Origin of the sequence: Acidiferrobacter sp. SPIII_3 (genome assembly GCF_003184265.1) — a bacterium.
Classification (GTDB): domain Bacteria; phylum Pseudomonadota; class Gammaproteobacteria; order Acidiferrobacterales; family Acidiferrobacteraceae; genus Acidiferrobacter.
Window position 1 is genome coordinate 2,127,453 of sequence record NZ_CP027663.1, and the last position, 25,503, is coordinate 2,152,955.

Sequence of the window (25,503 nt, forward strand, 5' to 3'; positions counted from 1 at the left end):
TTTTTATGTCAGGGGCCCGGCATCACCCGCTCCACCCCCGACCACTCTCACTGCGCCGTCCCTTACTTGACGACGATCTTTCCAAACATGCCCGTGGCGGCATGGCCCGGGATCTGGCAAACGTAGTAATACGTGCCGGCAGTCGGATGCCACGTGAAGGTCGCATAACCGAATTTGCCCGCCGCGGGTACCGGCGAGAAGCCCGTCCCCACTATGATCGGCGCGATCTGCGGGATCACCGCGTACGGCGGACCCTTCTTCGTCACATCGAAGCTATGCCCGAAACCCTTATTGGTATTGATGAAGGTAAACTTCACCGTCGCACCCGCCGGGAAGTCCAGCGTCGGGTTCTTGACGTGGTGGATCTCGAAGCTCGGGAACGGGAACCCCGGGAGCACGGCCGCCGCCACGACATTCGCGTTCTTGCCGTAGGTCACGGTGGTACCGCTCACCTTGCCGTTATCCTTCATGAGCATCGCCTTGACCTGCGGAAGGGTCGCTTTCTTGAACGCGCTCGTCGGCACCAACGCCGCGCACGCCACGCCCACGCTGAACACCGCGCCAGCCACCAGAGCCGCGCCCTTGGCAACGCGCGCCCGCTTCATGCTCTCCATCGTTCCTGCATTGCTATTCATACATTCTCCTAAGTACACCACATGTGAACGTGACCCGATCCCGCTTTACGCCGAATTCCCAGCCACACCGTCGCCGCCGCACGGGCCCCATTCATGCCCGACCGACGTTGGGTTTTGCGTACACCAGGCCCAGGCACGCCCGTCGCGGGCGCCCCACGCCCGCGCCGCTTATGTTACCATTCGAACCGCAATGTAATATCCACCGAGGGCGATTGTCGCCCACGCCAACAGCAAAAGCAAGACGAGGTTGCCGCTCAACGACTGTCCCTCCTCGGGCATTTCATCTAGGCTCGTCTGGTCGATTTTCTTCATGCATTCCCCCTTTTCCTGCCGTTACTTCCCGTGTCAGCGTCGCGCGCCCTCACAGCCCCACCATGTAGTGATCCGCCAGCAATGCCGCGAACAGTATGGTCAAGTAGGCAATCGAATACCCGAACATGCGCATCGGGTTATGCCGATCCGGCGCATAGATAAGCCGCAAGGCATGGTATAAGAACCCCACCCCCAAGATGTCCGCGCCGATGATGTACGGTTTGCCGGCCATGCCGATCATATACGGCACCTGGGTTGCGAGCACGGTTGCCACCGTGTACCCAAGGATCAGCCAGCTCGTGTACCGGATGCCGCGCGTCACCGGCATCATGGGGATACCGACACGTGCATAGTCGTCACGCCGGTAGATCGCAAGCGGCCAAAAGTGCGCCGGCGTCCACAGGAAGATAATCAGAAACAACACCCAGCTCGCAAGAGGCGCATGGCCCGTTACCGCCGCCCACCCCAACACCGGAGGGACCGCGCCGGCCGCTCCGCCTAGGACGATATTCTGCGGCGTACGGCGCTTCAAAAAGCCTGTGTAGATACCCGCATAGCCCACCAAGCCCGCCATCGTCAGGATCGCCGTCAGCTTGTTCACAAACACCGTGAGCACGAGCACCGATAATGCCATCAGAACGGTCGCGAATACCAGCGCGCCTGTCACCGATATTGCGTCATTCGGCAGCGGGCGTGTGTGCGTGCGCCTCATCTGACCATCGATCTGCCGATCGACTACGTGATTGATGGCCGCCGCTGCGCCCGAAGCCAACGCGATACCGATGTTGGCCCACAAAATCACCGTCCAATGGATATCCGCCATCCGCGCCGGCGAGGCGAGTAGCATCCCGACCATGGCCGTAAAAATCAGAAGACTCACAACCCTTGGCTTTGTGAGCTCGCAATAGGACTGAACAACCGCGAAATCCAGTCCCAGGCTACGTGACTGCGCCATCACGCGCGAGCGCCACGATCCCGCCAGCACCCGTTCGTCACTCATACCCTAACCTCGCTTCGTATCTGTCGTTGTCCCGGCCCGGTACCCGTCTGGCCGCCTGGATGCCGCCACGCGCCGAGTGCGATATTTCCGCTCTTTCGCGTGGCCTGCCCAGCCTCGCGCGCAAGGGTGCGCATCCTATTGTCCCATCCTGCGGCGCGGTACACGCCGGGACAGGGACACCCTCTCAAGAATTCTTAACGGGTGAAGCCCGCCGGGCGTCCATTCCCCCGCCCGACGGGACCCGTTTCCCTTAAACTTCCTAGTACTGATCTTCCTTCTCGCCTTCGCGCTTCAGGATGCGTACGCGATCCTCATTTGCTGCCTGCTTCAGGACCCACCAGAAGAACAGCGATAGAAAGGCGATCGGGAACCCGATGAAGCCGGTGAGCCAAAAAAACATTGGCGTATCGGCCCCCGTGGGGATGACGAATGACAAGTGCGAAAGGTTCATATGCGATTCCCTCCTTGCTCCGCTACGCGGCCTACGCCGTTTAAGCCAAGTAGAACACGATGAAGAACACGGTCCAGACGAGGACCATGAAACCCCAGAAACTCACGACATTGTGTGCCACCCAGCGCTCCGCACTGAACCGCGCGGGCACGCGCTTGCCCTTCATGATGCTGGCAAGAAAGGCGAGCGTCACCGCCACGAAATATAGACCGAGCCACCCGCTCGTTATGTCGTAGATGCCCCCATAGCCCAGACCGATGGGAACCGCGCCCCAGGTGGAGATGATCCCCGCTATCATGAGGATACCAACCACCATAAGGAGCGTGAAATTCCCGAGCGCCGCGGCGTCCTGCCCGCGCGAAAGCTTCCCGCGCGCCCCAAGCATCGGGCCTATGCTAAGCAGCATGATCACGGTCAGGGCCGCGCCCGTCCCGAAGTCCGCGCCCTTGGGCACGCCCGTTCCACCCCAAAGGAAGCGCCCCAGGTCGAATGCCGCGCAGATGATCCCCATAAAAAGCATGGGGAAGAAAAACGCGCCGCGCTTTGCCCTTTCCGGGGCCGGATCCATCAAAGATCCCGTACTCTCGACTGCCATAGTAATAATCCTCCGCTTCCTACTTGCCAGCCGCCGTCGGCGCCCAGACAAAGGGCTCCGGCGCACCATCCGCATAGTTGTCATTCGGGCCCACGACCGTTACCTCGCTCCCTTCAGGGAACACGATATACGGGGTCGGCGACGGCGAATGCCATTCGAGAGACTTGCTCCCCCACGGATTCTGCGGGGCCTTCTTGCCCGACCGCCAGCTGATGTACAGATTCGCCGCCGGGATCAGGAAGCCCGCACCCAGGAAGAATGCCGAGATCGACACGAACTCGTTCAAGGGGTGCAGGTAGGGCAAATACACGGCGATACGCCGGTTCATGCCCTCGATACCCAGGATGAACATCGGGAAGAAGGTCATGTTGAAGAAGATGAAGAACCACCAGGCGTGGAACTTCGCCCAGAACTCATTGACCATGCGTCCCGTGACCTTCGGGAACCACCAGTACAGACCCGCCAGCCACGAGAAGATGACCGCGCCCAGGATCGTGTAATGGAAATGCGCGATGACCCAATACGTGTTGTGCAGCTGGAAGTCCGCCGGCACGTCCGCATTGAAGATGCCGGTGAGACCCCCGATCAGGAAGTTCATCATCGCCATGAGACACAGCAACACCGGCGATGACAGCTTCAGGCGGCCGCCCCATAGCGTACCCAGAGCAGCCAGGAACACGAAGCCCGTCGGAATCGACACGGTCTCGGTGATGGTCATGAAGATCGGCATGCGCACCGCGCTCACCGCCGTGAAGTAGTGATGCACGCCGAGCATGACGCCGACCATGCTGACGCCGAGCAGACCGGCAACCGCCCAGTTTCTCGCAAACAGCGGCCGTTGCGCCGCCGCGGGCAGAATCTCGAGCCACAGCGCGAACGCGGGCAATGCGAACACATACACTTCCGGATGGAACAGCCACCAGAACTGATCATCGTAGGCCAAAGGTATACCCGTCGGGCCCGTATAGAAGTGGCTCCCGAGGATCATATCCGACAGATCCATCAAGGTGCCGGTGAACGTGGCCGGCGCCTCTACGATCAGGATCGTCGATGCCGCGAACAGGCCCCAGACAAACATGGGCACACGTCCAAGGCTCATCCCCTTGGCGCGCATATAAATGATGGTGCCCATGATGTTGAGTGCGCCCAGAAGCGAACTCGTGAGCAGCGTGGCCGCGCCCAGCGCGTAGAACACGATGCCGCTACCACTGTTCTGCGCAAGCGGCGGATAACCCCACCAGCCGGTCTGGAAGCCGCCGATCAAGGGGCTAAGGAACACCGCCACCGCGGCCGGCGGCAGGAGCCACCAACTCAAGCCCAGCAAGCGCGGATAGATCACGGTGCGCGCCCCGAGCATGATGGGCAGCAGGTAGTAGCCCATACCGCCCACGATGACCGAGGCCGCGACCGCCAGCAGCATCATCAGACCATGGATGCCGAAGGTCATATTGTAGTGGACCTCCGACAACCACCAGCTGGTGGAATCCGGCGTAAGCAGCTGTATGCGGATCATCATCGCCGCAAGCCCCGCAAAGAAAAAGGCCAGCACGTTGAAGATCACGTAGCGCACGGCCGTTGCCTTCGGATCGGAGCTGAACCGGAAGTAGCGCTCCACACCGGTCAGCGACGGCGCCTCTTCGCCCCCGAACGCCCGACGGATCCAGCCGTCCCAGATACCGCTCCCAGCGATCCAGCCGAGCAAGCCGAACACATAACCCAGCGTGGCCGGCAAGGGGTTGACGATCACCGAATGGGTCACCATGGCGGTAATCCACGCCGCCGCGAAATAGCCGATAAACCCAAACAAGCCCGCGCGGACCATCGGCAATACCATGGACCAGACGAAGGGTTGTTCCCCTCCACCTGCCCCACCTACCGTCCGCCCCTGAACATCTGTAGTCGCCATCGTAATTTCCTCTTTCTATCCGGGAATCATGTCCTGCCGATCGTTCCGGCGCCTCAGAAACTGTTGTTCGACACCCAGGTCTTGAATGCCGCCTTGGTCAATACCTCGACCGGCGCACGCATCATCGGGTGCCCATTGCCGCAGATCAACGAACACTGGACGCGGATCATCGGGTTCGTCTTTGTCGACCCCAGGACCGTCGGGGTGACATAGAGGTGCCGAATCTCGTTTGGAATCACGTCCTTCTTGACACCCCACGCCGGAACCCAGAAGTCATGCATCACGTCCTTCGTGCGCAACACGAAGTCTATGGTCTGGCCCACCGGCACCACGAGCTTGGAGACGTCGGTAATTCCCTGCTTCGGATAGGAGAACGTCCACTTCCATTGCTGGGCGGTCACGTCCACCACAAGCGGATGCTTGGCCTTCAGCTGGATCCCCCAGAGTTGCTCCAGACCCACCATACCCGGATAGATCGTGTTCGCCAGATTGATCGCGATGCTCATGATCAACCAAAAGATCACGAAAGGTCCAAAGTAACGCCTCTGATAGGCCGGCGGCCCGGAGTCGCCGGGACGCGCCCGAAAACGGATCGCGCAGTAGACGATCGTCCCGCCCACCAGTACATAGATCGCCACCGCCTGCCAGATCAAATAGATGGTGGCGTCGGCCGTAATGTGCGCCTGCACGCTCCCCAACAACGGCCAGTGGTCGACCCCGTACGCCGTCAGTCCTTCTGCGATCGCCATGCCGATGATCCACGCGACCACCAAGCCACCGAACGCCTTTACCAAATTTTCCGCTCTTGCGCTCATCGCTCCCCCTTAGGTCCCCTGCGCCGGCAAGACATTGATCCGGCCATGCATCCCGTTCATGTAGTGCTGACCGGTCTGAAGAAAGCAGGCGTAATTCCACTTCCCGGGCTTATTGGGGACCGTGAAGCTGAACGTGAACTTCTGCCCCGGGTTCAGGCTCACCGAGAACGCCGGTATGGGTCCCGTCTGACCACCCGCCGTAATCGGCACCCCGTCGAAGAAGTTCGTCTTCCAACCGACCGCCAAGGCCTGCGAGTGCGGAAAACCATTATTGCGCGTCACAAGGTTGCGGCCGATGGAGAACTGATGCGGCAAGGGCGGTGCCGACTGCGAGCGATCCATGATCGTCAGCTGCACCTTCTCGCCCACATGCCACGTAAAATGGTCCGGTACATAGTAATAATTAAATTCGTTGACCGTGTAATGATGAACACCGTTCACCACCTTCCCGGCGCTCATCGGCAACGCAACCGTGTGTTCCCACCGTAGCGCCCCGAATATCACCGCGGCGCATAACACGCCGGATGCGAGGACTACCCCCGTACCCTTTCCTGCCGCCATTTCTTGTTTCCTCCTAATATGGACGCAAAGGCGTGCCACCAGCCCGGCCCGGCGCCCCTCATGGCACCAGGCCGGCCCTACTTCCTGCGGATCGTCTTACAAAGACGACAGATACGCGGCCACCTCCTTCATCTGCGGCACGGTGATGTTCTTCGCGATCTGGTTCATGAGCTCGTTCTTACGAGTCCCGTTGTGGAAGTATGTGAGCTGCTGGACGATGTAGCGGTAGCGCTGTCCGGCGATGTCCGGGAACGTGCTGGCGCCCTGACCGTTGGCGCCATGGCACTCCATGCACGCCGGGATCTGCTCGGAGGTCACGCCGTTCATGAAGATCGCCTTGCCGGCCTTGGCGCCGGCATGATGCACACCGCTTGCCTGAAAGCGCGGGCGCTGCTTCATGGCACTCCATGCACGCCGGGATCTGCTCGGAGGTCACGCCGTTCATGAAGATCGCCTTGCCGGCCTTGGCGCCGGCATGATGCACACCGCTTGCCTGAAAGCGCGGGCGCTGCTTCGCAAAGTAGCTCGCCACCTGGTCGATCTGGCCTGTGGTCAGCCCCTGGGCCACCGGCGCCATGTAGATGTTGCCGTTCTGGTCGGCGCGGTGGCCGTTGCGGAACTGCTTCAACTGCAGATGTTGCCGTTCTGGTCGGCGCGGTGGCCGTTGCGGAACTGCTTCAACTGCATGACGAGATAGGCCTTATGCTGGCCGGCCAGCCGCGGGATGATGTTGTAGTCGGTGCTCGCCCCGTGCATGCCGTGACAGACCGCGCAGTCGCTGCTCACGCGATAGGGCGTGGGTCCCGAGACCACCTTGGTCTTGGTGGCCGCCCCGGCCGTCCCGGCCACGGCCAACAACACCGCTACCGCCACCGGCCGCCAGACCGCACCCATGGAGGGTCGCTTCGATTCCTGTGTCTGTGAATGGTTTGTCATGATCAGCCAGACCGCACCCATGGAGGGTCGCTTCGATTCCTGTGTCTGTGAATGGTTTGTCATGATCAGCATCCTTCCCTTAATAGGCAATCCAGGCCAGCAGCTCGATGGTGTTGAACTTCGACGGGCTGGTCCCGTTATTCCCCGTGAGCCCGCGGAATTTGTTGAACATCGTGTAGCGCACCGAGAGCCGCGTGTTCCACCATGGCAGATAGGAGGCCTCCACCCACTCGTCGGTGGTGTTGGGCGAGCCGTTGGCGGAGGTATAGATGTTGCCGCATGGCAGATAGGAGGCCTCCACCCACTCGTCGGTGGTGTTGGGCGAGCCGTTGGCGGAGGTATAGATGTTGCCGCCCCAGAAGTTGCTGTTGGCCGTCCCGGTCACATCCTGGAAGCCACCCTGCGCCGCATAGGTATCGTGATACCAGTAGGTGGCGTTCAGGTTGAAGGTATTGAGCTGGCCGTGCGTGAGGCTGGTATTCGCCGCGCCTGCCGCGAAGTTGGCATCCTCGTGGATCAGGTTGGCACGCACCGTGACGTTGTTGTTGTCGTTGATATCAAGCCACTGCAGCTGGGAGTCCAGGTCATAGTCGTAGAAGCGGTTGACTGCCGAGCTGATGGGGCTCGCATAGACCCGCGACCACATGTCGTAGGTCCCGACCTCCCAGTTCCAGTCCGACCAGTCATGCTGGTAGGCCAGACGGAGATAGGGCGCCGTGCCGGCCAGCTGCCCAAACGAGCTGTTCGACCCCCCTTCAAAAAATCCACCCAGGTTCGGCGCGGTACCGGTACCCTCGGCATTGTCGTAGGCGTCGGCCTCGGCATAGAACCAGTTGGCGCGATTGGGGCCCACGATGTCGGCGGCATAGGCGCCGAGACCGATCAAGGGGAACGCAGCCCCCGGGCTCGAGCCGATGAAGGTCGTGGGTACCGCACCTTCGGCCGTATAGTTCGACGTGAAGAACGGCGCCTGCCAATCGGGCGAGGTGTTCCAGAGGTCGGTGGCGCTCGGGGTGTTGTTGACATCCACGCCCGTGATCAGGGTGTTGTGCAGCCCGAGCTTCCAGGCCTGCGTGCGCACGATGCTCGAGTCGTCGAACGCGAAATTGCCGCCCTGACCATTGTAGGTGATGTGCAGGAAGTCGCCGACATGCGGGGTGACCTCACCTGCATAGAACAGGCTCACCTGCTGCGGGACCTCCAGATTGTTGTTGCGCCCGACAGGCTGGCCTTTGCCCGAAGTCCGTGGGGCCGCACCCAACACCCCCTGACCGCCCGCCACGTGGGTGTCCGAGGCCTGCACGAAGATCGAGAACTGCGAGATGCGCGGCAGCAGCAGGTGTACCACGTTCCCGACCTTGGCATCGATCTTCTGCTGCGGCTGGAGGTTCTCGGTGGTATAGCCCATCAGCTTGAATATCCGCCCCATGGGGGTGAGCTGCGGGAAGGAGGTATGGCAGGTGGCGCACGACCAACCGGTCTGCCGCGCGAAACTCGGGAGCGCCCAAGCATTGGCCGACATCGCCAGCCCGCCGATGATGGATGTCAATGCAAGAATTTTCCGAGGTTCTAATCTTGGTATTTTAAAGGCCATACTTTTCTTCTCCCTGTGGAACATATAAACACAAGACTCGACGCCTGTTGTTGCAACCGAGCCCGAACTCGCCGACTATCTCTTCGGTCACCGCGCCCTGGTGTCTTGTCTCCTCACCCGCCCAGGCGGGCCTCGTCTTTTGGTCAACCATCGGGTCCCGGATACCTTGGGCCACACCCGATCCGCAGTAAGGTTGACCCTTACAGCACGCCCTCAAACCGGTTCGCCCACTTCGCTATCCGGCGCCCTCCCCCACCGCCAGGGGGCGCGCGATGGCGAACGGGAACTTTTCATGTCCATGCCGTCTAACGGTGACGTAGGGCCATGATCGACACCGTAGCGTCGCGACGGTGGCTAGACGTAAGTGTGCCGGTGACACGAACAAAGAGATAAGCGGGAAGGCCGCGCCCTTCTTCCTGGGGCGGGGCGGGATTGGTAAGGAACCGACTACGCGACGGAGCCCTTCTGAGTAACCGCGTGCCGGGTTGTTTTTATGGGAATCGGGTCGCCAAAAAGGCGTCATGTCGTGAAGCAAAAGAGTGGGGGTGGACGCCCCATCGCCGTTACGGCCTGTATCGAGAAATGTCCGGAAATCGGTCAGGGCGTGGCGGATGTGATACCAAAACCCGTGTATCACCCATGCAAGGCCGTGTGTCAGGAAAAGCGTACCCAGCGGTCCGTTTTTGGGCCACACTGAGGGTACCGGCTTCGCCTGTCGCTCTCTCGACATCTGCTAGATTTCCGCCCTGCTTACACGCGCCCCTCGTACCCGGGCGCGATCACTAGTCGTTCTATAGAGTGAACCGCCGAAAGGACAAGCCGTTCCGCGGTCCGTTTGTACTGGTGGCGCCATCCCTTGCCCTGCAAGCCCAGAATCCCGCCGGCCCCTTGCGTTCACTGCAACCGCCCTTCGCAAGCCCTACAAAACCCGCCCGTGATATATCTATTTCCATGGAAGGGATTGATGCGAGACCGCCTTCCCGACCCTGGTTGCTCCGCATGTCCACCGCTGAGCTATCGGAGCGATGTTAGATGATAGCCCATGGTTTCGCAAGAACATTCTCCGATACCGCGCCGCCAAGAATGCATCACTAGATTCTAATATATAGATGTTTTTAACATCGTCCAACAAGCGGCCGGTTACCCTCTTTGCCTCGAGGCCCAGGTTCTATCGAGCCGGGTCTCTGTTATGTCCATCCCTCGAAAGAGATAACTGCCGGGGGCGCATGTAACCATAGAGCGAACCCAAGCGCAAGCCCCTTATCGGGGCATCTTGGCGCGATTGCCCCTGACACGGGCAGATGCGCAACGCGGTCATGCCAGTGTAACGGGCGATCCACGGCGCCACTGCCCCACAACCGTGCATAGTCGTGCGGCGCGCCCTCGGGAGGGCCCGGGCGCGATGGGCCGTAAAAGACTCCACGCGGTTCCCCGACACAGAGCGGACATCCGGCATTCATGATGTGCGCCCTGCGTGATCCTGCACATCACCGACGTGGCGGCGCGGGGTGGCGGGTATAGCACAGGCACAAAGGTGGCGAATAACGCGCCATGGCACCCAAGGCCGGCAGGGACCGGGGCCTTCGCGCGCCCCATCAAACCATCGCTGCCGCCGATGGTGGCATGAGGACCGGCACGCGCCCGCCAGGGTTCTGGCTGGATTTGCCGCGATCAGGCTATGAGAAAGGCGGGATGGGCGTGGGTCATGGCAGTCGGCGAAGGGACAAATATGTCCGGGCATCATGGCGACCCGGGACCCTCATGCGCAAAAACCGCCTGCCCCGCCCCGATACGACCCATGACCGGCACGCGGGCCGGCGGATCGAAGACCACGGGAGTCGATCGAGGGCATCGATCGTGGCACAATGACCCGAACCGGTCCTCCGACAGGAATGCGCGTACGGCGCTTCATGGGTCCGCCGGGCCGGAATATGTCGGTCCGGCTGCCCCGGAAGGCCTCGACATTCGCCAATCACAATGCGCAAGGCCCATGACGATATCCTCGATCGGCGATAATGATCCCTGTCCCTGCGGAAGCGGGAAGACATATCGGCAGTGCTGTCACAACCGGCCAAGCGATGCGGACCCCGATTCCAACGCGAAACGCGCCACCGAAATGGTGCGTAAGGCCCTCGAGGGTCGTGAGTTCGGCTCGCTCGAGGAGTTACAGGCGTTCGTCACCGACCATGTGCGGCGGCAAAACGAGCACCCGCTGGATGAGTTCCACGGGCTGTCGCCCGAGCAGATGCGCAGCATACTATACCGGCCGTTTGCCTCACCGGAGGTAGCGATCATCGCCGAGGCGCCGGAGGACGGCGCGACGGCCCCGATATCGAGGCTTTTTGGCCTGCTGGCCAAGGCCATCGGCGACCAGGGCCTGAAACCGACCGCCACGGGCAATCTGCCCCGGGCCATGTGCCGGGAGGTGGCGCGTTCCTATTGGGATGAAAAGACCTATCAGGACCGGACGCGGTTCGGCGCCATCAACAGCGAACCGGACTTCTTCGAACTGCACGTCGCGCGCCTGACGGCCGGGCTCGCGGGCCTCATACGCAAATACCGGGGACGGTTCCTGCTCACCCGGGACGCCCGCCGCATGCTGGGCGATAACGGCCTCGCAGCCATCTATCCGAGACTCTTTCGGACCTACGTCGAACGCTGCAACTGGGGCTACTGGGATCATTACCCCGACCTGCCGTTCATCCAGCACGCCTTCCTGTTCACGCTATACCTGCTGGCGCGCTACGGCACCGTCTGGCGACCGCACCGGTTCTATGAAGACGCTTTCCTGACCGCCTTCCCGATGCTGGTAAGCGAGGTGCCGCCAAACGACATAATCGCCCCCGAGCAGACATTGCGCTCCTGCTACACATGGCGCGCGCTTGTGCATTTCGCAGGCTTTCTGGGGCTTGCCGTGGTCGAACCGATCTCTGACAAACTCCTGTGTCATGACTACCGGGTCAAGGCCCTGCCGCTCCTCCCCAAGATTGTGCATTTCCCCATGCTCACATAGACGTCTGACTGCAGCACCGGCGGCCTTGGCCCGCTCCGCCACAAATCTGTGTAGCCCCATTAAAAGTCGCGTTCAACATACAGTGATCGGCATCGTAGCGCGATAGCGACTCGAACTTGGAGCCGGCTGCGCGGGCGTGCAGCGCCACGACAATGTCGAGTACCTTGCGACAGATAGACCGTCTGCCGATTGCGCCCCCTCATGCATCGCTTCGGGACCATCCAAATTGCGTTCTCGAAACCGCCCCCACCCCAGGTCGCCCGGCTCAGCTCGCTCTTGCACACCAGCGCCAGAGGATTATGCGCAGCGCCAGCCGGAAGGGTCGCCATCAATTCGATCTGCCACACCATGAGCCGGATCTCCGGCGGCGATGAGGCGCGATCCTTCCGCCGCGCAGGATGACGAAGGCATAGACCGGCTCCACGATGTCCGGATGTACACCGTGGTGACGGGCACACCACATGCCTTCACCTTGTTGCACAGGGCGCGCCGGCCATCGGTGGTGATCTCGTTGATTTGCCGGTTCTCGAAGACCGGCAGAATGCCTGGTCGACGTTGCTCTTGCGCTTCGCCTTCGCGCTGTCGGCCATCCGGGCACCGGTCAGCCACTTCCCGGCCACGTCGCCAAAGGTCTTGACAGTCAGTCGATGCGTCTTGCGCCGCTTCTCCAGCGCCGAGGACTTGCCGTAGGCGACAGCCTTCGACATCCCGCAGCTTTTCGCGGGCCGTCGCGATCGCCACCTGTGGGTCGTGACGTATTTCTTTGAACATCCACATGGTACGACAGGCGTTCGATAACCGGCGTAGTCCCCGAAGGACCCGATCTCACTCCCACTCCATCATCGACAAGGTCTCCAAACCCGCATGGTTAAAGGACTTGGCTTTGATCGAAATGGGGCTTTACCGTCGCTTTTACCGTCAGAAGCGCATATCTTTTGCTGGTGCGGGAGATGGGGCGATTTGCGGGGAAGCGACTCTGGCGACACCATCATCAATCAGGCGTAAGCATACTGAAAGATGCGCCGTATCGCGACCACACCACGTCAACCCGCCCGTGATCACTGTGAACCGCTTAGCAGTCACGGTCGATCTGATGAGCGGCTTGATACATAGAAAAGTCAACCGACCCAAGTAGAACAGTTGTTGTACCCATCATCTTCAGACCAACAATAAATCTTGTAGCCCAGCGACAAAAATTTGAAGAACTTCCCCCATCGCTGTTCGGCAGCGGTGTTTTCCAGTGTATAGCCCGACAACTTCGCATAGACATCCCATTTCCCGTCTTTGGCTTCGAAGACCTCGATTTTCTTGCCATCGTCGCTGTACTTCAAGGCCAGATAGTCGAACGGGTTGGGGCCATTCGACTTTGTCAGTTGATCCTTACCCTTGATTTGATTGATGTGAACCGCGAAAACACGGTTCCCTCTACAGATGCTCTTGACAATCTCGTAGCGCACCCAGGGACGCGCATAGGTCTGACTTCCAACGAGGACACACGTTGCGGAGGTGTTGTCCAGCGCACCCTTGATCAATCTCGCCTGCCCGAGATCATTCGTCTTCTGCGCTTCTTTCCAGATCGACGCATCGAAGTATCCAGCCTCTTCGCGTTCTTTTGCGACCCAATGCTTGCGGACGACATTGGCTCGAAAGTCAATCACGTCCTTATAGTGGAAGCTGAAGAAACTCTTTTTGCCATGGCTAGCGGTTCGCAATCGCAGCTTCAATCCACTGCCCGATATTCTGACTGATGTGTGCATAGACATCGTCACTGGCGGCGTATGGCGGGTCATAGAGCTTCACGGCTGCCGACAACTTGCGTCCGTCTTTCCACGTGAACTGGTCGAACGGGTTGCTGCCAGCAACCGTTGCCTGCTGGCTGTGATCAAGAAGACGGTGGATGCGGATGCCAAAGAGGCCTTTATTCCCATCGTTCCAGGACTTCTCGATTTCGTACTTGACCCATCGACGGCTTGCTGTTTCGGCACCAACCAGCACGATGGTGCAGCTTCGCCCAGTCAGTTGTTCGTCAATCCATCTGCGGATCGCCGCGTCACCGCCACGCTTCACTTCTTCCCACTTGTTGTCCGTGGCCGAGGGGTCCTTCCAGCGAAACGTGACGTCGCCTTCGTTTAGGCTCACGAGGCGATGATTGGAGATCGCCACGCGGTGTGTGTAGCGCCCCAGGTACTCCAACACCTGCTTTGGGCCGCCCAATGGGCGCTTGGCATACACCACCCACTCGGTGTCGCGAAGGGGGGCGAGCGCGGCGTCAAAGTTTGCGCGATCAGCGAGGGGCGCAAGATCTCCATGAAACGTCAGTGCCCCCTCGGCGAACGTCCTGCTCAGCCCCTCCAGAAACAGGCGGCGAAATAACCGCGAGAGTACGCGCACCGGCAAGAAGAACCCAGGGCGGCAGGCGATCCAGCGCTGTCCATCGGGCGATAACCCGCCACCTGGCACCACGCAGTGCACATGCGGGTGATGCATCAGATTCTGCCCCCAGGTATGCAGAATACTGATGAAACCCAGTTCGGCGCCTAAGTGCTTGGGGTCGGCGGCGATGGTCGCGAGCGTCTCGGCGCTTGCCTGAAAGAGGAGCGCATAGAGGGCTCGCTTGTTCTGGTAGGCCATGGCCGCGATCGCGCGCGGCAGCGTGAAGACCACGTGAAAGTATTCACACTCGAGCAGTTCCGCTTGGCGGTCCTCCAGCCACTGGGCACGGGCCAAGGACTGGCACTTGGGACAATGCCGGTTGCGGCAGGAGTTGTAGCTGATGCGCTCCTTGTGGCATGCGTCGCAGCGCTCCACGTGGCCGCCGAGAGGCGCTGTGCGGCACTGCTCGATCGCGCGCATCACGCGCGTGCGTGCGATACCAAGCCTACCGGCGTGCACACGCCGGTAGGCGGGACCATGCTGGCGGAAGATGTCCGCCACCTCGAGGGCGGGCCGCACGGGTGACGACTGGCTTAGAAATACGCCGGTGTAACCGGCTTGCTCGGTGTCCGGACATGGGGCAGAAGATCCAAGGGGCTTTGCGTGGCGCAGACCGTCTGGGTGGCGACCTTCAGGTAGCGCGCGGTGGTCGCGAGGCTGCGATGCCCCAGCAACAGCTGGATCGTGCGCAGATCGGTACCCGATTCCAGGAGGTGGGTGGCAAAGGCATGCCGTAGCGAATGGGGGGTGAGGGGCTTGTCGATGCCGGCCAAACGGCGCGCCTTCTGACAGGCCGCAGCCACCGCGTCCCGGGTGATGGGTTGGCCGAAGCGCTCGCCGGGGAAGAGCCAATCCCGCGGGCGCGTCCGGCGCCAGTAACACCGCAGCTCGTGAAGCAGCTTCATCGAGAGCATCACATAGCGGTCTTTGCCCCCCTTGCCTTGGTCGACCCGCAGCATCATGCGCGCACTATCGATGTCGGCGACCTTCAAGTGCGTGGCCTCGCTCACGCGCAGTCCGGCGCCGTAGGCGACCATGAGAATCGTGCGGTGCTTGAGGTCTGCGACGCTTTCCAGGAGCCGGGCCACCTCTTCGCGGCTCAGAATGACAGGTAGCGTGTGGGGTTTCTTCGGCAGCGGAATGTCCGTAAGAGCCCAATCACGCCTCAAGGTCACGGAGTAGAGAAAACGCAGCGCCGCCGCGGCGATCGCGATACTGCTCGGCGCAAGCTTCCGGGCATTCAGCAAATGCACTTGATAGGCGCGTACCTCCTCGGGGCCAAGGAGTTCGGGCGAGCGGGCAAAGTGTTTGGCAAAGGTAGCCACCTGCAGGAGATAGGTCTCCTGGGTATTCCGGGCAAGGTTGCGGATACGCATATCCTCGAGCAGGCGTTGACGCAGTGGGGTCATGGATGGACTCCTGGTTGGTACGACCGTTGAGGGAAAACAGCCCTCGTATCGTCACGCCAACCGGCCCGGTAGGGAATAGCGATGGAGCCGTGATGAAATTGGCAGATTGCTAATGATTAGCAAGGAAACCCATCGAAGGGGCTACCGCGTCAGCGGTTTAGTCCAAAACAGGCATTCCCGAGAAGGCTTTTACCGTCAAAGACGGTAAAAGTCTGAATAGTGGACGAGAGCGTCTTAATCCGGCCTCGATTTTTACCGTCAGCGCTACCGTCAACTTTTTCTGCTAGCCGGCGATAGCTACCGATAGTTGCCGCGACGTATTTCTTTCCAGATCAGCACGTTACGGTGGTTTTTCGATAACTGGCGATAGTCCTCGAAGGACGTAAATTCACTCCCACTCGATGGTCGCGGGAGGCTTGCCCGACACGTCATAGACCACGCGGCTCACACCACGCACCTCGTTTATGATGCGGCTTGAGACGCGCCCGAGCAGGGTGTAGGGAAGTTCAGCCCAGTTCGCGGTCATGAAATCGACGGTTTCGACGGCGCGTAGGGCAATGACATGCTCATAGGCGCGGCCGTCGCCCACAACCCCCACCGATCGCACCGGCAGGAACACCGCGAACGCCTGGCTCACCTTGTCGTAATAGCCGGCGCGCCGCAGCTCCTCGATGAAGATTGCGTCGGCCTGCCGCAGGATATCGGCATAGCGCTCCTCAACGGCCCCGAGAATACGCACGCCCAGACCCGGCCCTGGAAAGGGGTGCCTGTGGATCATGGCCTCCGGTAACCCGAGACTAAGCCCGATGCGCCGGACCTCGTCTTTGAACAGCAGCCGCAGGGGTTCGAGCAGCTTCAACTTCATGCGCTCGGGCAGACCGCCCACATTGTGATGGGACTTGATCACCCGGGCCTTGCCGCCCTTGGTGCCCGCCGACTCGATGACATCGGGATAGATGGTCCCCTGGGCAAGCCAGCGCACGCGCGCAAGGCGCGCGGCCTCTTCCTCAAACACCGTGATGAAGGTCTCGCCTATGATCTTGCGCTTGCGCTCCGGGTCGTCCACGTCCTTCAAGGCCCCCAGAAAACGGGCCGCGGCATTCACGCGGATCACGCGCACCCCGAGATGATCGGCAAAGGTCGCCATCACCTGATCACCTTCGTGCAACCGCAAAAGTCCGTTGTCCACAAATACGCAGGTGAGCCGGTCACCGATCGCCTGATGCAGGAGCACCGCGACCACGGAGGAATCGACGCCGCCGGAGAGCGCGAGCACCACTTCCTCATCACCCACCTGCGCCCGGATGTCCGCGAGAATGCCATCGATGATCGCCCGCTCCGTCCAGGCGCGCGGGCAGCCGCAGATCCCATGTACGAAGCGCTCGATGATACGCTGCCCCTGGCGGGTATGGGTGACCTCGGGATGGAACTGCAAACCGTAATAGCGCCGCGCCTCATCGGCGATCGCGGCGAATGGCGCATTGTCGGTCTCGGCAATCGCCAGGAACCCTGTCGGACAGGCCTCGACGCGGTCACCATGGCTCATCCATACATCGAGCACCGCTTCGTCCTCGCCACCATCGCTCAGATCCGCGAGCAGCGGCGAATGGCCCACAGTGCGCACGCGCGCGTAACCGTACTCACGATGCGCTGCGGCCGCCACCTGACCACCGAGCTGTGCGGCCAGGGCTTGCATGCCGTAGCAGATCCCGAGCACCGGCACGTCCGCCGCCAGCACCGCGTCCGGAATTCGTGGGGTATCGCGCTCATTGACCGACTCGGGGCTACCCGACAGGATCACGCCGCGCGGCGCGAATCCGCGGATCGCCCCGTCGTCGACATCACAGGGCATGATCTCGCAGTACACGCCGGCCTCGCGCACGCGCCGGGCAATGAGCTGCGTATACTGCGAGCCGAAATCGAGAATCAGGATCCGCTCAAGACCCGGGGTCGCCGCCTTCACCTCTGCCGACATGCCCTCAGCCCCGCTGATAGTTGGGAGGCTCTTTGGTGATGGTGACGTCATGCACATGGCTTTCGCGCATGCCGGCATTCGTGATACGCACGAATTGCGCGTGCTCGCGCATGGCCGCGAGATCGGCGCTCCCGGTGTAGCCCATGCTCGACCGCAGCCCCCCTATGAGCTGATAGACGATGCTGACGAGTGACCCACGATAGGGTACGCGGCCCTCGATCCCCTCGGGGACGAGTTTCTCGGGGGCCCCGTCTTCCTGAAAATACCGATCGCTCGAACCATCCTGCATGGCCCCGATCGAGCCCATGCCACGATAGGTCTTGTACGACCGCCCCTGGTAGAGTTCAACGGTACCCGGGGCCTCGTCGGTACCGGCAAACAGGCTGCCGATCATGACCGTATGCGCCCCGGCGGCCAAGGCCTTGGCAATGTCGCCCGAATAGCGGATCCCACCGTCACTGATCAAGGGGACATCGGTCCCCGCCAGGGCCCGGGCCACATTGTCGATGGCCGTGACCTGCGGAACACCGACCCCGGCGACGATACGCGTTGTACAGATCGAACCTGGTCCTATACCCACCTTGACGGCATCGACCCCGGCATCCACGAGTGCCCGCGCAGCCTCACCGGTGGCGATATTCCCGCCTATGACCTCGGCGTCCGGATAGTGCTTCTTGATCCAACGCACGCGCTCCAGCACCCCCTCGGAATGACCGTGGGCGGTATCGACCACGAGCACATCGACCTCGGCCTCGAGCAGGCGCTCGATGCGCTCCTCGGTCCCGGCGCCGACCCCGACCGCGGCACCGACCCGCAGCCGCCCCTTGCCGTCTTTCACGGCCAAGGGCTTCTCGGTGGCCTTCTGGATGTCCTTGACCGTCACCAGCCCTTTGAGACGGAAACCGTCATCCACCACCAGGACCTTCTCGATGCGATGTTTGTGCAAAAGCGCCTGGATCTCGTCGCGCGACGCGCCCTCCTTGACCGTGATGAGCCGCTCCTTGGGGGTCATGATGCGCGCAATCAACTCGTCATTGCGCGTCTCGAAGCGCAGATCGCGGCTGGTCACGATGCCCACCAATTCCCCATCGCGGATGACCGGGACCCCCGAGACGTGGTGGCTGCGCATGAGCCCCACCACCGCGCGCACCGTCATGTCCGGGGTCGCCGTCACCGGATCACTTATGACCCCACTCTCGAACTTCTTCACGCGCCGGACCTCGTCGGCCTGGCGCGCGGCATTCAGATTCTTGTGAATCACCCCAAGCCCGCCCTCCTGGGCCAGGCAGATCGCCGCCCGCGCCTCGGTCACGGTATCCATGGCCGCCGACAACAGCGGGATATTGAGTCGGATGTGGCGGGAGAGTGTGGCCTTCAGATCGACATCACGGGGGAGAACGCGCGAATGATCCGGCAGCAGGAGGACATCGTCGAATGTCAGGGCTTCTTGAACGATACGCATGCGGCATTATACGGAAAGCCCGCGCGGCCGTAAACGCCCCGCGGACCGGCCCCTGGCGGGCGCGCCTGGCTTTGTTTTTCGACCGCGAACGTCTATACACTAACCCCATACCGATCAGGAGGAGCAAGCAAATGAGAAAAATCGCCCTTGCGGCCGCATGCGCGCTGGTACTGGCGGGCTGCGCGCACATAACCACCCACCACGCCCCGCAAAGCGCGGTCGCCGGCGCACGCCTGAAGCAGGCCGATATCGCGGTCAAGGACGCCCGCGCCCACGGCGCGCTATGGCTCGCCACCCCGCACCTGCTCGCCGTGGCGCGCACGGCCGATGCCAAGGGTCACTACGGCGCGGCGATCAAGGCCGCGAACATGGTCATCCTGCAGTGCCAGACGGCCGAGCGCCAGGCCGTAGCCAACGCCCACGCCAAGCCCTATTATCCCCACTGAACCATAAGCGCCCCGGGTTCCCTGCCCGGGGCGTTCTAGGGTATGGTGCGGCGATGGAATCCGACAGCCCGCCATCCTACCGACAAGGCCTCCCGGTCTACACGGTGTCGCGCTTGAACCAGGAGGTCCGCGGCCTGCTCGAGGATCGATTGGGGCGCGTATGGGTCGAGGGCGAGATCGGCAACCTCTCGCAACCGTCCTCGGGCCACATCTATTTCACGCTGAAGGATGCGCGCGCACAGGTGCGCTGTGCATTGTTTCGCGGTGCGCGGCGCGCGTGCTGCGCGGTCACAGACGGCCTGCAGGTGCTGGTGTGCGCTCGCGTCAGCCTCTATGAGGGGCGTGGCGACTTCCAGCTCATCGTCGAACAGATGGAGGATGCCGGGGAAGGGGCCCTGCGCCGCGCCTTTGAGGCCCTAAAGCGCACCCTCGCCGCCGAAGGGCTGTTTGATGCGCGCCATAAAAAGCCGCTCCCGGCGAGCGTACACCGTATCGGCGTCATCACCTCCCCCGACGGCGCCGTCTGGCACGACATAGTAACGACCTTGCGGCGCCGTTTCCCGGCGATCGCCGTGCTGCTCTATCCGGTACCAGTCCAAGGGCGGGACGCGGGAGCGGCCATCGCGCGCATGCTCGATCTCGCCAACGAGCGGCGTGAATGCGACGTCTTGTTGCTCGCCCGAGGCGGCGGCTCGCTGGAGGATCTCTGGTGTTTCAATGAGGAGATCGTGGCGCGCGCCATCTTCCGCTCCCAGCTGCCGGTGGTCGCCGGCATCGGGCACGAGACCGACACCACCATCGCCGACTGGGTGGCGGACGTGCGCGCCCCCACCCCCACGGCCGCCGCGGAACTCCTGAGCCCCGACCAGGTATTGTGGCGCCGCCGCCACGCCGAGGCGCGCAACCGGCTCCAGAGACTCCTGGAACGGACGCTTCGTGAACGCATGCAGCGGTTCGATGACCTGAAACGGCGGCTCCTCACCCAGCCCCTGCGAGGCCTCCCGGAAAGACGCCTGGTGGTGGCCGCCCTCACGCGGCGACTCATCATGGCGCTGCCCGCCTATCCGGCACGCGGACGGGCCCGGCTGCTCGCCTTGAGCCAACGGCTGGAGCGACGCTCGCCTACGGCACGGCTCAACGCCTACCGCCTGCGCGCAGCGCCCCTGCCCGGGCGGCTCGCCGCCGCGATCCGCGCCGCCCTGCGCGCCCGCGAATCGCGGCTTACGCGCCTGAATGAGCGGTTGCGGGGGCACCCGCCGGATCGCCTATGGGAGCGCCTCGTGGTCCGCCACGGTCTTCTGAAAGACCGGCTGCAACGCGCGATGCGGGAGGCCTTGAAGACCCGCACCGAGCGCGTGGCGCTACTCGACCGGGCCCTGACCCTGACCGGACCGCCGGCGGTGCTGAATCGCGGTTATGCGATCGTCACGGACGGTGACGGGCGGGTGGTGCGCGAGGCGCCTGCTTGCCCCCCGGGGACATCCCTGCGCGTGCGCCTGGCCGCAGGGGAGATCATCGTCGAGGTGAAGGCAATTCAGCCGTAGTGGGCCTTGCGAAACCGCTTCAAGCGGCGTCTCTTGGCCTCGGTGCGCGCGCTCGGCGCCTTGACCGGGCGGTTGGCGAACGGATTGTCACCCTCGCGAAACTCGATCTCCACGGGCGTACCCTCGAGGCGGAAGTGCTCGCGTACGCGCTGCGCGAGATAACGCCGCCAAGCGTCCGGCGTCTCCGCCACGAGGTTGCCATGCACGATCACGCGTGGAGGATACTTGCCACCCTGGTGGGCGAACTTGGGCTTGATGCGTCGGCCGCGCACCATGGGCGGGGCGGTGGCCGTGATCGCCTCTCTCAGGACGCGGTTCAGCTCCGGGGTCGGCAGGATGCGGCCCCCCGAGCGGTAGGCGCGCTCCATGGCCGGAAACAGCGGCCCGATGTGCAATCCCTCGAGCGCCGAGATGAAATGCGGCTGCGCAAACGACAGAAACGGCAAGCGGCGCGCCAGTTCCCGACGGATCCAGTCGCGGCGCGCGCCATCGAGACCCTCCCACTTGTTGACCACGAGCACGAGCGAGCGCCCCTGCGCCAGGATATGACCGGCGAGCGTCACGTCCTGCTCGCTCACCTCCTCGCGGGCATCGAACACGAGCAGCACGACCTGCGCCTCATCGACCGCCTGCAGGGTCTTGGCCACGCTATGGCGCTCGAGCGGATCAGTAATGTGACTGCGGCGGCGCACCCCGGCGGTGTCGATGAGAACGTAGTCCTTGCCGTCGCGCGTAAACGGGATGTGAATGCTGTCACGCGTGGTCCCCGGCCGATCCGAGACCACCACCCGCTCCTCCCCCAGCAGGGCATTGGTCAACGTGCTCTTGCCGACATTGGGGCGCCCGGCGAGCGCGATGCGCATGCCCCCAGTCGGCGTCTCGCCGGTCGGCGCCGGGAATCCCGCCAACACCGCGGTCATGAGCTTGTCGAGCCCACGGTTATGGGTGGCGGCGATGGCGTGGGGCCGCCCGAGACCCAGGGCATGGAATTCCGCCACCGCCACCTCCGGCTCCACGCCCTCGGTCTTGTTGACGGCCAGGCATATGCGCCGATTGAGCGTGCGAATCTGGTCTGCGATCAGAAAATCGTCGGGGTTCGGGCCGTCACGGCCATCGACCACGCAGACGACGGCATCGGCCTCGGCCAGCGCCAATCGGGTCTGGGAGGCCACCAGGGTCGCAAGCGGGTCCTGGTCGCGCACGATGCCGCCGGTATCGACGACCAGATACGGCCGCCCGCCGACCCGGCCCTCCCCGTACTGTCGATCGCGGGTAAGACCGGGCAGGTCAGCGACCAGCGCCTGGCGCGAGCGCGTGAGCGCATTGAAAAGCGTGGACTTGCCGACGTTGGGCCGCCCGACAAGAACCACCACCGGCTTCATGGCCGGACGGGTCGGAAGTTCAGCGCGGTGAGTCGTCCGGTGGTGGTGAGCACGAAGACATAGGGGCGGCCCTTATGCCCGCCGACCGACGCCACGAGAGGGGCCGCGCGTATCGCACCTTCACCGACGCGCTTGCGCGCCACCAGTTCACCCGTGCGCCGCGACAACCACTGCGTATAGCCGGCGAGATCACCTACCACCACTGCCGGGCCCGCCAGCGCCGGACTGCCAAGCCGGCGATTCAAAAGGGCCTTCTGGGTCCACAAGGTCCCGCCGCTGGCATTGGCGAGCGCCATGACGCGGCTATGCGCGGTCACCACGTAAAGCGCCTGGCCCCCGAGGGCCATGCTGCGGTACGAGGATAGCGGCCGACCCCAGAGGATGCGCCCCGAGTGCGCCGCCAGGGCCGCGACCGCGCCGTGGTAGCCGTCGACATACACGATGTCCTGGGTATAGAGTGGGTGCGCCAGATCGATGAGCCGCTCCACGGCGTCGCCGCCGCGTGGCTGCGCCACCGCGCTCGTCCACAGCCGTTCGCCGTTGGTGGTCCGCAGCGCCACCAGTTCGCCGTTGGCATAACCCTCGTAAAGCACGCCCGTGGCATACGTCGGGCGCGCCGTCAAAAAGAGCGTCAACGCCGGATGCGTATGCGCCGCCATCCATAGCTGGCGGCCATGGGTGAGGCCGAAGGCCGTGACGTGGCCGTCGAGCGAGGCGACATAGACGCCATGCGATGCGATCACCGGCGCCGCCACCACCTCGCTCGGGGCCTGCGCCGTCCACGCATTGGCCCCGGTATTGGCCTTCAAGGCCAACACCCGCCCGCGTCTCGTGGCCACCACCACCAGCCCATGCCCGGCCGCGGCGCCCGCCGTGATCTGCGCCTTCAGGTGCCGGCGCCAGAGCTTATGACCGTCGCGCGCCTTATAGGCGGCAACCACTCCGTTTTCGTTGGCCACATAGATCGTGCCGCCAACCCGCGCCGGACGCAAGACGAGATCATAACCACCCGTGCCGTTACCGGTATCGTGCGACCACACGCGCGTCACCTTGAGGCGTGCGTGAAAGGGTTTGAGCTTGGCCGGCGGAGCAACGTTGCGCGCGCTGCTAAAGAGCCCGCAGCCACCGAGCAGCCCCGCCGCCATGAGGATCGCAACCAGGCGCTTCATGACGCCGCCCGCAATTGCGCCTGCTCGCGCCGCCACAAGGTCGTCACGGCCGATTTCTTCGGCGCATCCTTCAAGGCCTCACCGAAGGCCGCCAGCGCCTGCCGCTTGTGCCCCTCGCGCGCCAGGATCTCGGCCTGCAGTCCGAGCGCCATGGCCTTGAAGCCGTAGGGCTTGGCGATATGGGCATAGCCCCACGCCTTGTGCGGATGCCCGAGCGCCAACAGCAGGCTGCCCAGGCGAAGACGCGCGGTGGTGCGCACACTCCACTGGCGGCCCTTATGCGCCGCGAACTTAAGCGCGGCGATGGCCGCCGGGATCTCATTTTTTTCATAGGCAAGACGCGCCAGCAGCAATGCCGCCTGGCCGGCATAGGGCGTCGACGCGTAACTTTTCTCAAGCTTGTGGCCGGCGGCCGTGGCCAGGCCAAAGCGCATCTGGCTTGCCGCGTTCAAGACCTCCTCGTACAGCGCCCCGGCCAGGATCCGCTGCCGCGCACTGTAGTGGCGGTAATAAAAGACCGCACCTACGACAAGCGCCGCCGCGATTACGCCGTAGGCGATGACGCGTCCATATTTGCGCCAAAATTCCTTGATGTCTCCCAACTCATCGTGCGCCCAATCATTCGCCATCGATCTTCGCTTCCGCCCCCACAATCTGTGAAATCCGTGCCACGGCCTCGGCCCACGTCATGACACCCTCGCCCTTCACGGCCCCCGCCTGGACGATGGCCGCCCGCGCCTCGTCTTGCGCCTCCACGATCACCCGCGCCCCACTGTCCCGGGCACGTTTCATCTGGCTCTTGGCGCTGGCCCCCGCAAGATGGGTCTCCACGGTCAGGCCCGCATCGCGCAGACCCTCAGCCAGCACCAGGGCCCGCTGCTGGAAAGATGCGTTCGTCATGATGAACACATCGAGCACGGGCGGCGCCGGCAGGCGCGTGACGAGCGCCACCAGGCGCTCCATGCCAATCGCGAAACCGACCGCCGGCGTGGGGGCCCCGCCGAGCCCCGATACCAGCCCATCGTAGCGGCCGCCGGCGATCACCGTCGCCTGCGCCAACGTCTCGTGCGGCGTCCATTCGAAGACCGTGTGCGTATAGTAGTCGAGCCCGCGCACCAGTCGCGGCGCCACCTCGAACACCACACCCAATGCCGCCAGATGGTCCTCCAGGGCCGCGAAATGCGATCGTGACTCCGCGCTCCAGTAATCGGCGATGGCCGGCGCCTCGGCAAGCAGCGCCGCCATATCAGGGTTCTTGCTGTCCAGCACCCGCAAGGGATTGCGCTCCAGGCGCCTTAGGCTGTCGTCATCGAGCCGACCCCGATGTACCGCTAGATAATGTACCAGGGCCTCACGATAGCGTTCCCGGCACTGGGGCGTCCCCAAGGAGTTCACGAGCAGGCGCGCCTGCACCCCGAGTCGCGCCAATACGCGCGCCCCGAGCGCGATGACCTCGGCCTCTATGGCCGGACCGGCCATGCCATAGGCCTCCACGCCCCACTGATGGAACTGCCGGTAACGCCCCTTCTGGGGCCGCTCGTGACGGAACATCGGCCCCTGATACCACAAGCGTTGTGCCTGGTTATGGAACAGTCCGCCCTCGATACCGGCTCGCACGCAGCCGGCGGTCCCCTCCGGACGCAGGCTCAGGCTGTCACCGCTGCGGTCGGCGAAGGTGTACATCTCCTTCTCGACGATGTCTGTGACCTCGCCCACGGCACGCGCATACAACTCGGTACGCTCCAGAATCGGCAGGCGGATCTCGCGAAAGCCATAGGCGTCCATGAGCGCACGCAGGCAATCCTCGACCGCCCCCCAGCGCACGGCATCCATGGGCAACAACGAGGCAACGCCGCGTACCCCGG

24 protein-coding genes and 2 pseudogenes are annotated in these 25,503 nt (G+C 63.0%); 4 read left to right on the forward strand and 22 right to left on the reverse strand.

Features of this window, described 5'->3' with window-relative positions:
- Positions 1-62 precede the first annotated feature (62 nt).
- The 11 genes from C4901_RS10735 to C4901_RS10780 all read right to left on the reverse strand — a co-directional run bounded on the left by C4901_RS10735 (position 63) and on the right by C4901_RS10780 (position 8,760).
- Positions 63-635, reverse strand: coding sequence for a rusticyanin (locus C4901_RS10735; protein WP_205735950.1), 573 nt, complete (start codon positions 633-635; stop codon positions 63-65).
- A 168-nt stretch (positions 636-803) separates the two neighbouring features.
- Positions 804-947, reverse strand: a complete 144-nt coding sequence (locus tag C4901_RS17720; protein ID WP_168185442.1) for a hypothetical protein — start codon at positions 945-947, stop codon at positions 804-806.
- Positions 948-996: 49 nt separating this feature from the next.
- Complete coding sequence (locus C4901_RS10740; protein WP_370445981.1) at positions 997-1,902, reverse strand: heme o synthase; 906 nt, start codon at positions 1,900-1,902, stop codon at positions 997-999.
- A 304-nt stretch (positions 1,903-2,206) separates the two neighbouring features.
- Complete coding sequence (locus tag C4901_RS10745; RefSeq protein WP_110137322.1) at positions 2,207-2,398, reverse strand: cytochrome C oxidase subunit IV; 192 nt, start codon at positions 2,396-2,398, stop codon at positions 2,207-2,209.
- Positions 2,399-2,438: 40 nt separating this feature from the next.
- A complete protein-coding gene (locus C4901_RS10750) occupies positions 2,439-2,993 on the reverse strand; it encodes a cytochrome C oxidase subunit III (protein WP_110137323.1) in 555 nt (184 codons plus the stop codon).
- A gap of 19 nt (positions 2,994-3,012) precedes the next feature.
- Positions 3,013-4,899 (reverse strand): cbb3-type cytochrome c oxidase subunit I, encoded by a 1,887-nt coding sequence (locus C4901_RS10755; protein ID WP_110137324.1) that lies wholly within the window; start codon positions 4,897-4,899, stop codon positions 3,013-3,015.
- A 53-nt stretch (positions 4,900-4,952) separates the two neighbouring features.
- Entirely contained in the window at positions 4,953-5,693 is a 741-nt protein-coding gene (locus tag C4901_RS10760; protein ID WP_205735951.1) for a cytochrome c oxidase subunit II, read from the reverse strand.
- A 30-nt stretch (positions 5,694-5,723) separates the two neighbouring features.
- Complete coding sequence (locus tag C4901_RS10765) at positions 5,724-6,275, reverse strand: hypothetical protein (RefSeq protein ID WP_110137326.1); 552 nt, start codon at positions 6,273-6,275, stop codon at positions 5,724-5,726.
- Positions 6,276-6,371: 96 nt separating this feature from the next.
- Positions 6,372-6,674, reverse strand: a complete 303-nt coding sequence (locus tag C4901_RS10770) for a c-type cytochrome (RefSeq protein ID WP_110137327.1) — start codon at positions 6,672-6,674, stop codon at positions 6,372-6,374.
- 225 nt (positions 6,675-6,899) lie between these two features.
- Complete coding sequence (locus C4901_RS10775; protein WP_145960698.1) at positions 6,900-7,274, reverse strand: c-type cytochrome; 375 nt, start codon at positions 7,272-7,274, stop codon at positions 6,900-6,902.
- Positions 7,275-7,290: 16 nt separating this feature from the next.
- Positions 7,291-8,760, reverse strand: coding sequence for a hypothetical protein (locus C4901_RS10780; protein ID WP_205735952.1), 1,470 nt, complete (start codon positions 8,758-8,760; stop codon positions 7,291-7,293).
- 2,035 nt (positions 8,761-10,795) lie between these two features.
- Here C4901_RS10780 and C4901_RS19420 point away from each other — a divergent pair.
- Together C4901_RS19420 and C4901_RS10785 are read left to right on the forward strand one after the other, a co-directional pair.
- Positions 10,796-10,849 (forward strand): annotated as a pseudogene (locus C4901_RS19420) (SEC-C metal-binding domain-containing protein); the annotation flags it as partial.
- 72 nt (positions 10,850-10,921) lie between these two features.
- A complete protein-coding gene (locus C4901_RS10785; protein ID WP_240611754.1) occupies positions 10,922-11,818 on the forward strand; it encodes a hypothetical protein in 897 nt (298 codons plus the stop codon).
- A 467-nt stretch (positions 11,819-12,285) separates the two neighbouring features.
- On the opposite strand, the gene C4901_RS10790 is transcribed toward C4901_RS10785, so the two are convergent.
- From C4901_RS10790 to guaB, 7 genes and pseudogenes are all read right to left on the reverse strand, one after another.
- Positions 12,286-12,525 (reverse strand): hypothetical protein, encoded by a 240-nt coding sequence (locus C4901_RS10790; protein ID WP_110137331.1) that lies wholly within the window; start codon positions 12,523-12,525, stop codon positions 12,286-12,288.
- 411 nt (positions 12,526-12,936) lie between these two features.
- The gene (locus C4901_RS10795; protein ID WP_205735953.1) at positions 12,937-13,542 is read right to left on the reverse strand and encodes a TIR domain-containing protein; all 606 of its coding nucleotides are present in this window, start codon (positions 13,540-13,542) and stop codon (positions 12,937-12,939) included.
- Complete coding sequence (locus tag C4901_RS19425) at positions 13,517-13,861, reverse strand: TIR domain-containing protein (RefSeq protein ID WP_370445982.1); 345 nt, start codon at positions 13,859-13,861, stop codon at positions 13,517-13,519. Before C4901_RS19425 ends, C4901_RS10795 begins: the two co-directional genes overlap by 26 nt.
- A pseudogene (locus C4901_RS10800) lies at positions 13,847-14,770 on the reverse strand (IS91 family transposase); the annotation flags it as partial. The pseudogene C4901_RS10800 and the gene C4901_RS19425, both read right to left, overlap by 15 nt.
- A 14-nt stretch (positions 14,771-14,784) precedes the next feature.
- On the reverse strand, positions 14,785-15,660 hold the full coding sequence (locus C4901_RS10805; RefSeq protein ID WP_110137334.1) for a tyrosine-type recombinase/integrase: 876 nt from the start codon (positions 15,658-15,660) through the stop codon (positions 14,785-14,787).
- Between the two features lie 388 nt (positions 15,661-16,048).
- Positions 16,049-17,635 (reverse strand): glutamine-hydrolyzing GMP synthase, encoded by a 1,587-nt coding sequence (guaA, locus tag C4901_RS10810; protein ID WP_110137335.1) that lies wholly within the window; start codon positions 17,633-17,635, stop codon positions 16,049-16,051.
- Positions 17,636-17,639: 4 nt separating this feature from the next.
- Positions 17,640-19,097 (reverse strand): IMP dehydrogenase, encoded by a 1,458-nt coding sequence (gene guaB, locus C4901_RS10815; protein ID WP_110137336.1) that lies wholly within the window; start codon positions 19,095-19,097, stop codon positions 17,640-17,642.
- A gap of 131 nt (positions 19,098-19,228) precedes the next feature.
- Between guaB and C4901_RS10820 the strand changes: the two genes are divergently transcribed.
- On the forward strand, positions 19,229-19,543 hold the full coding sequence (locus C4901_RS10820) for a hypothetical protein (protein WP_110137337.1): 315 nt from the start codon (positions 19,229-19,231) through the stop codon (positions 19,541-19,543).
- Between the two features lie 53 nt (positions 19,544-19,596).
- Positions 19,597-21,087, forward strand: a complete 1,491-nt coding sequence (gene xseA, locus C4901_RS10825) for an exodeoxyribonuclease VII large subunit (RefSeq protein ID WP_110137338.1) — start codon at positions 19,597-19,599, stop codon at positions 21,085-21,087.
- On the opposite strand, the gene der is transcribed toward xseA, so the two are convergent.
- The 4 genes from der to hisS are packed head-to-tail and all read right to left on the reverse strand — an operon-like array spanning position 21,078 to position 25,471.
- On the reverse strand, positions 21,078-22,469 hold the full coding sequence (der, locus tag C4901_RS10830) for a ribosome biogenesis GTPase Der (protein ID WP_110137339.1): 1,392 nt from the start codon (positions 22,467-22,469) through the stop codon (positions 21,078-21,080). The two genes, xseA and der, sit on opposite strands and share 10 nt — an antisense overlap.
- Positions 22,466-23,638, reverse strand: a complete 1,173-nt coding sequence (gene bamB, locus C4901_RS10835) for an outer membrane protein assembly factor BamB (protein ID WP_110137340.1) — start codon at positions 23,636-23,638, stop codon at positions 22,466-22,468. Before bamB ends, der begins: the two co-directional genes overlap by 4 nt.
- The gene (locus C4901_RS10840; RefSeq protein WP_110137341.1) at positions 23,635-24,267 is read right to left on the reverse strand and encodes a tetratricopeptide repeat protein; all 633 of its coding nucleotides are present in this window, start codon (positions 24,265-24,267) and stop codon (positions 23,635-23,637) included. The genes bamB and C4901_RS10840 overlap by 4 nt, the downstream gene beginning before the upstream one ends.
- On the reverse strand, positions 24,257-25,471 hold the full coding sequence (gene hisS, locus C4901_RS10845; RefSeq protein ID WP_110138621.1) for a histidine--tRNA ligase: 1,215 nt from the start codon (positions 25,469-25,471) through the stop codon (positions 24,257-24,259). The genes C4901_RS10840 and hisS overlap by 11 nt, the downstream gene beginning before the upstream one ends.
- Positions 25,472-25,503 lie beyond the last annotated feature (32 nt).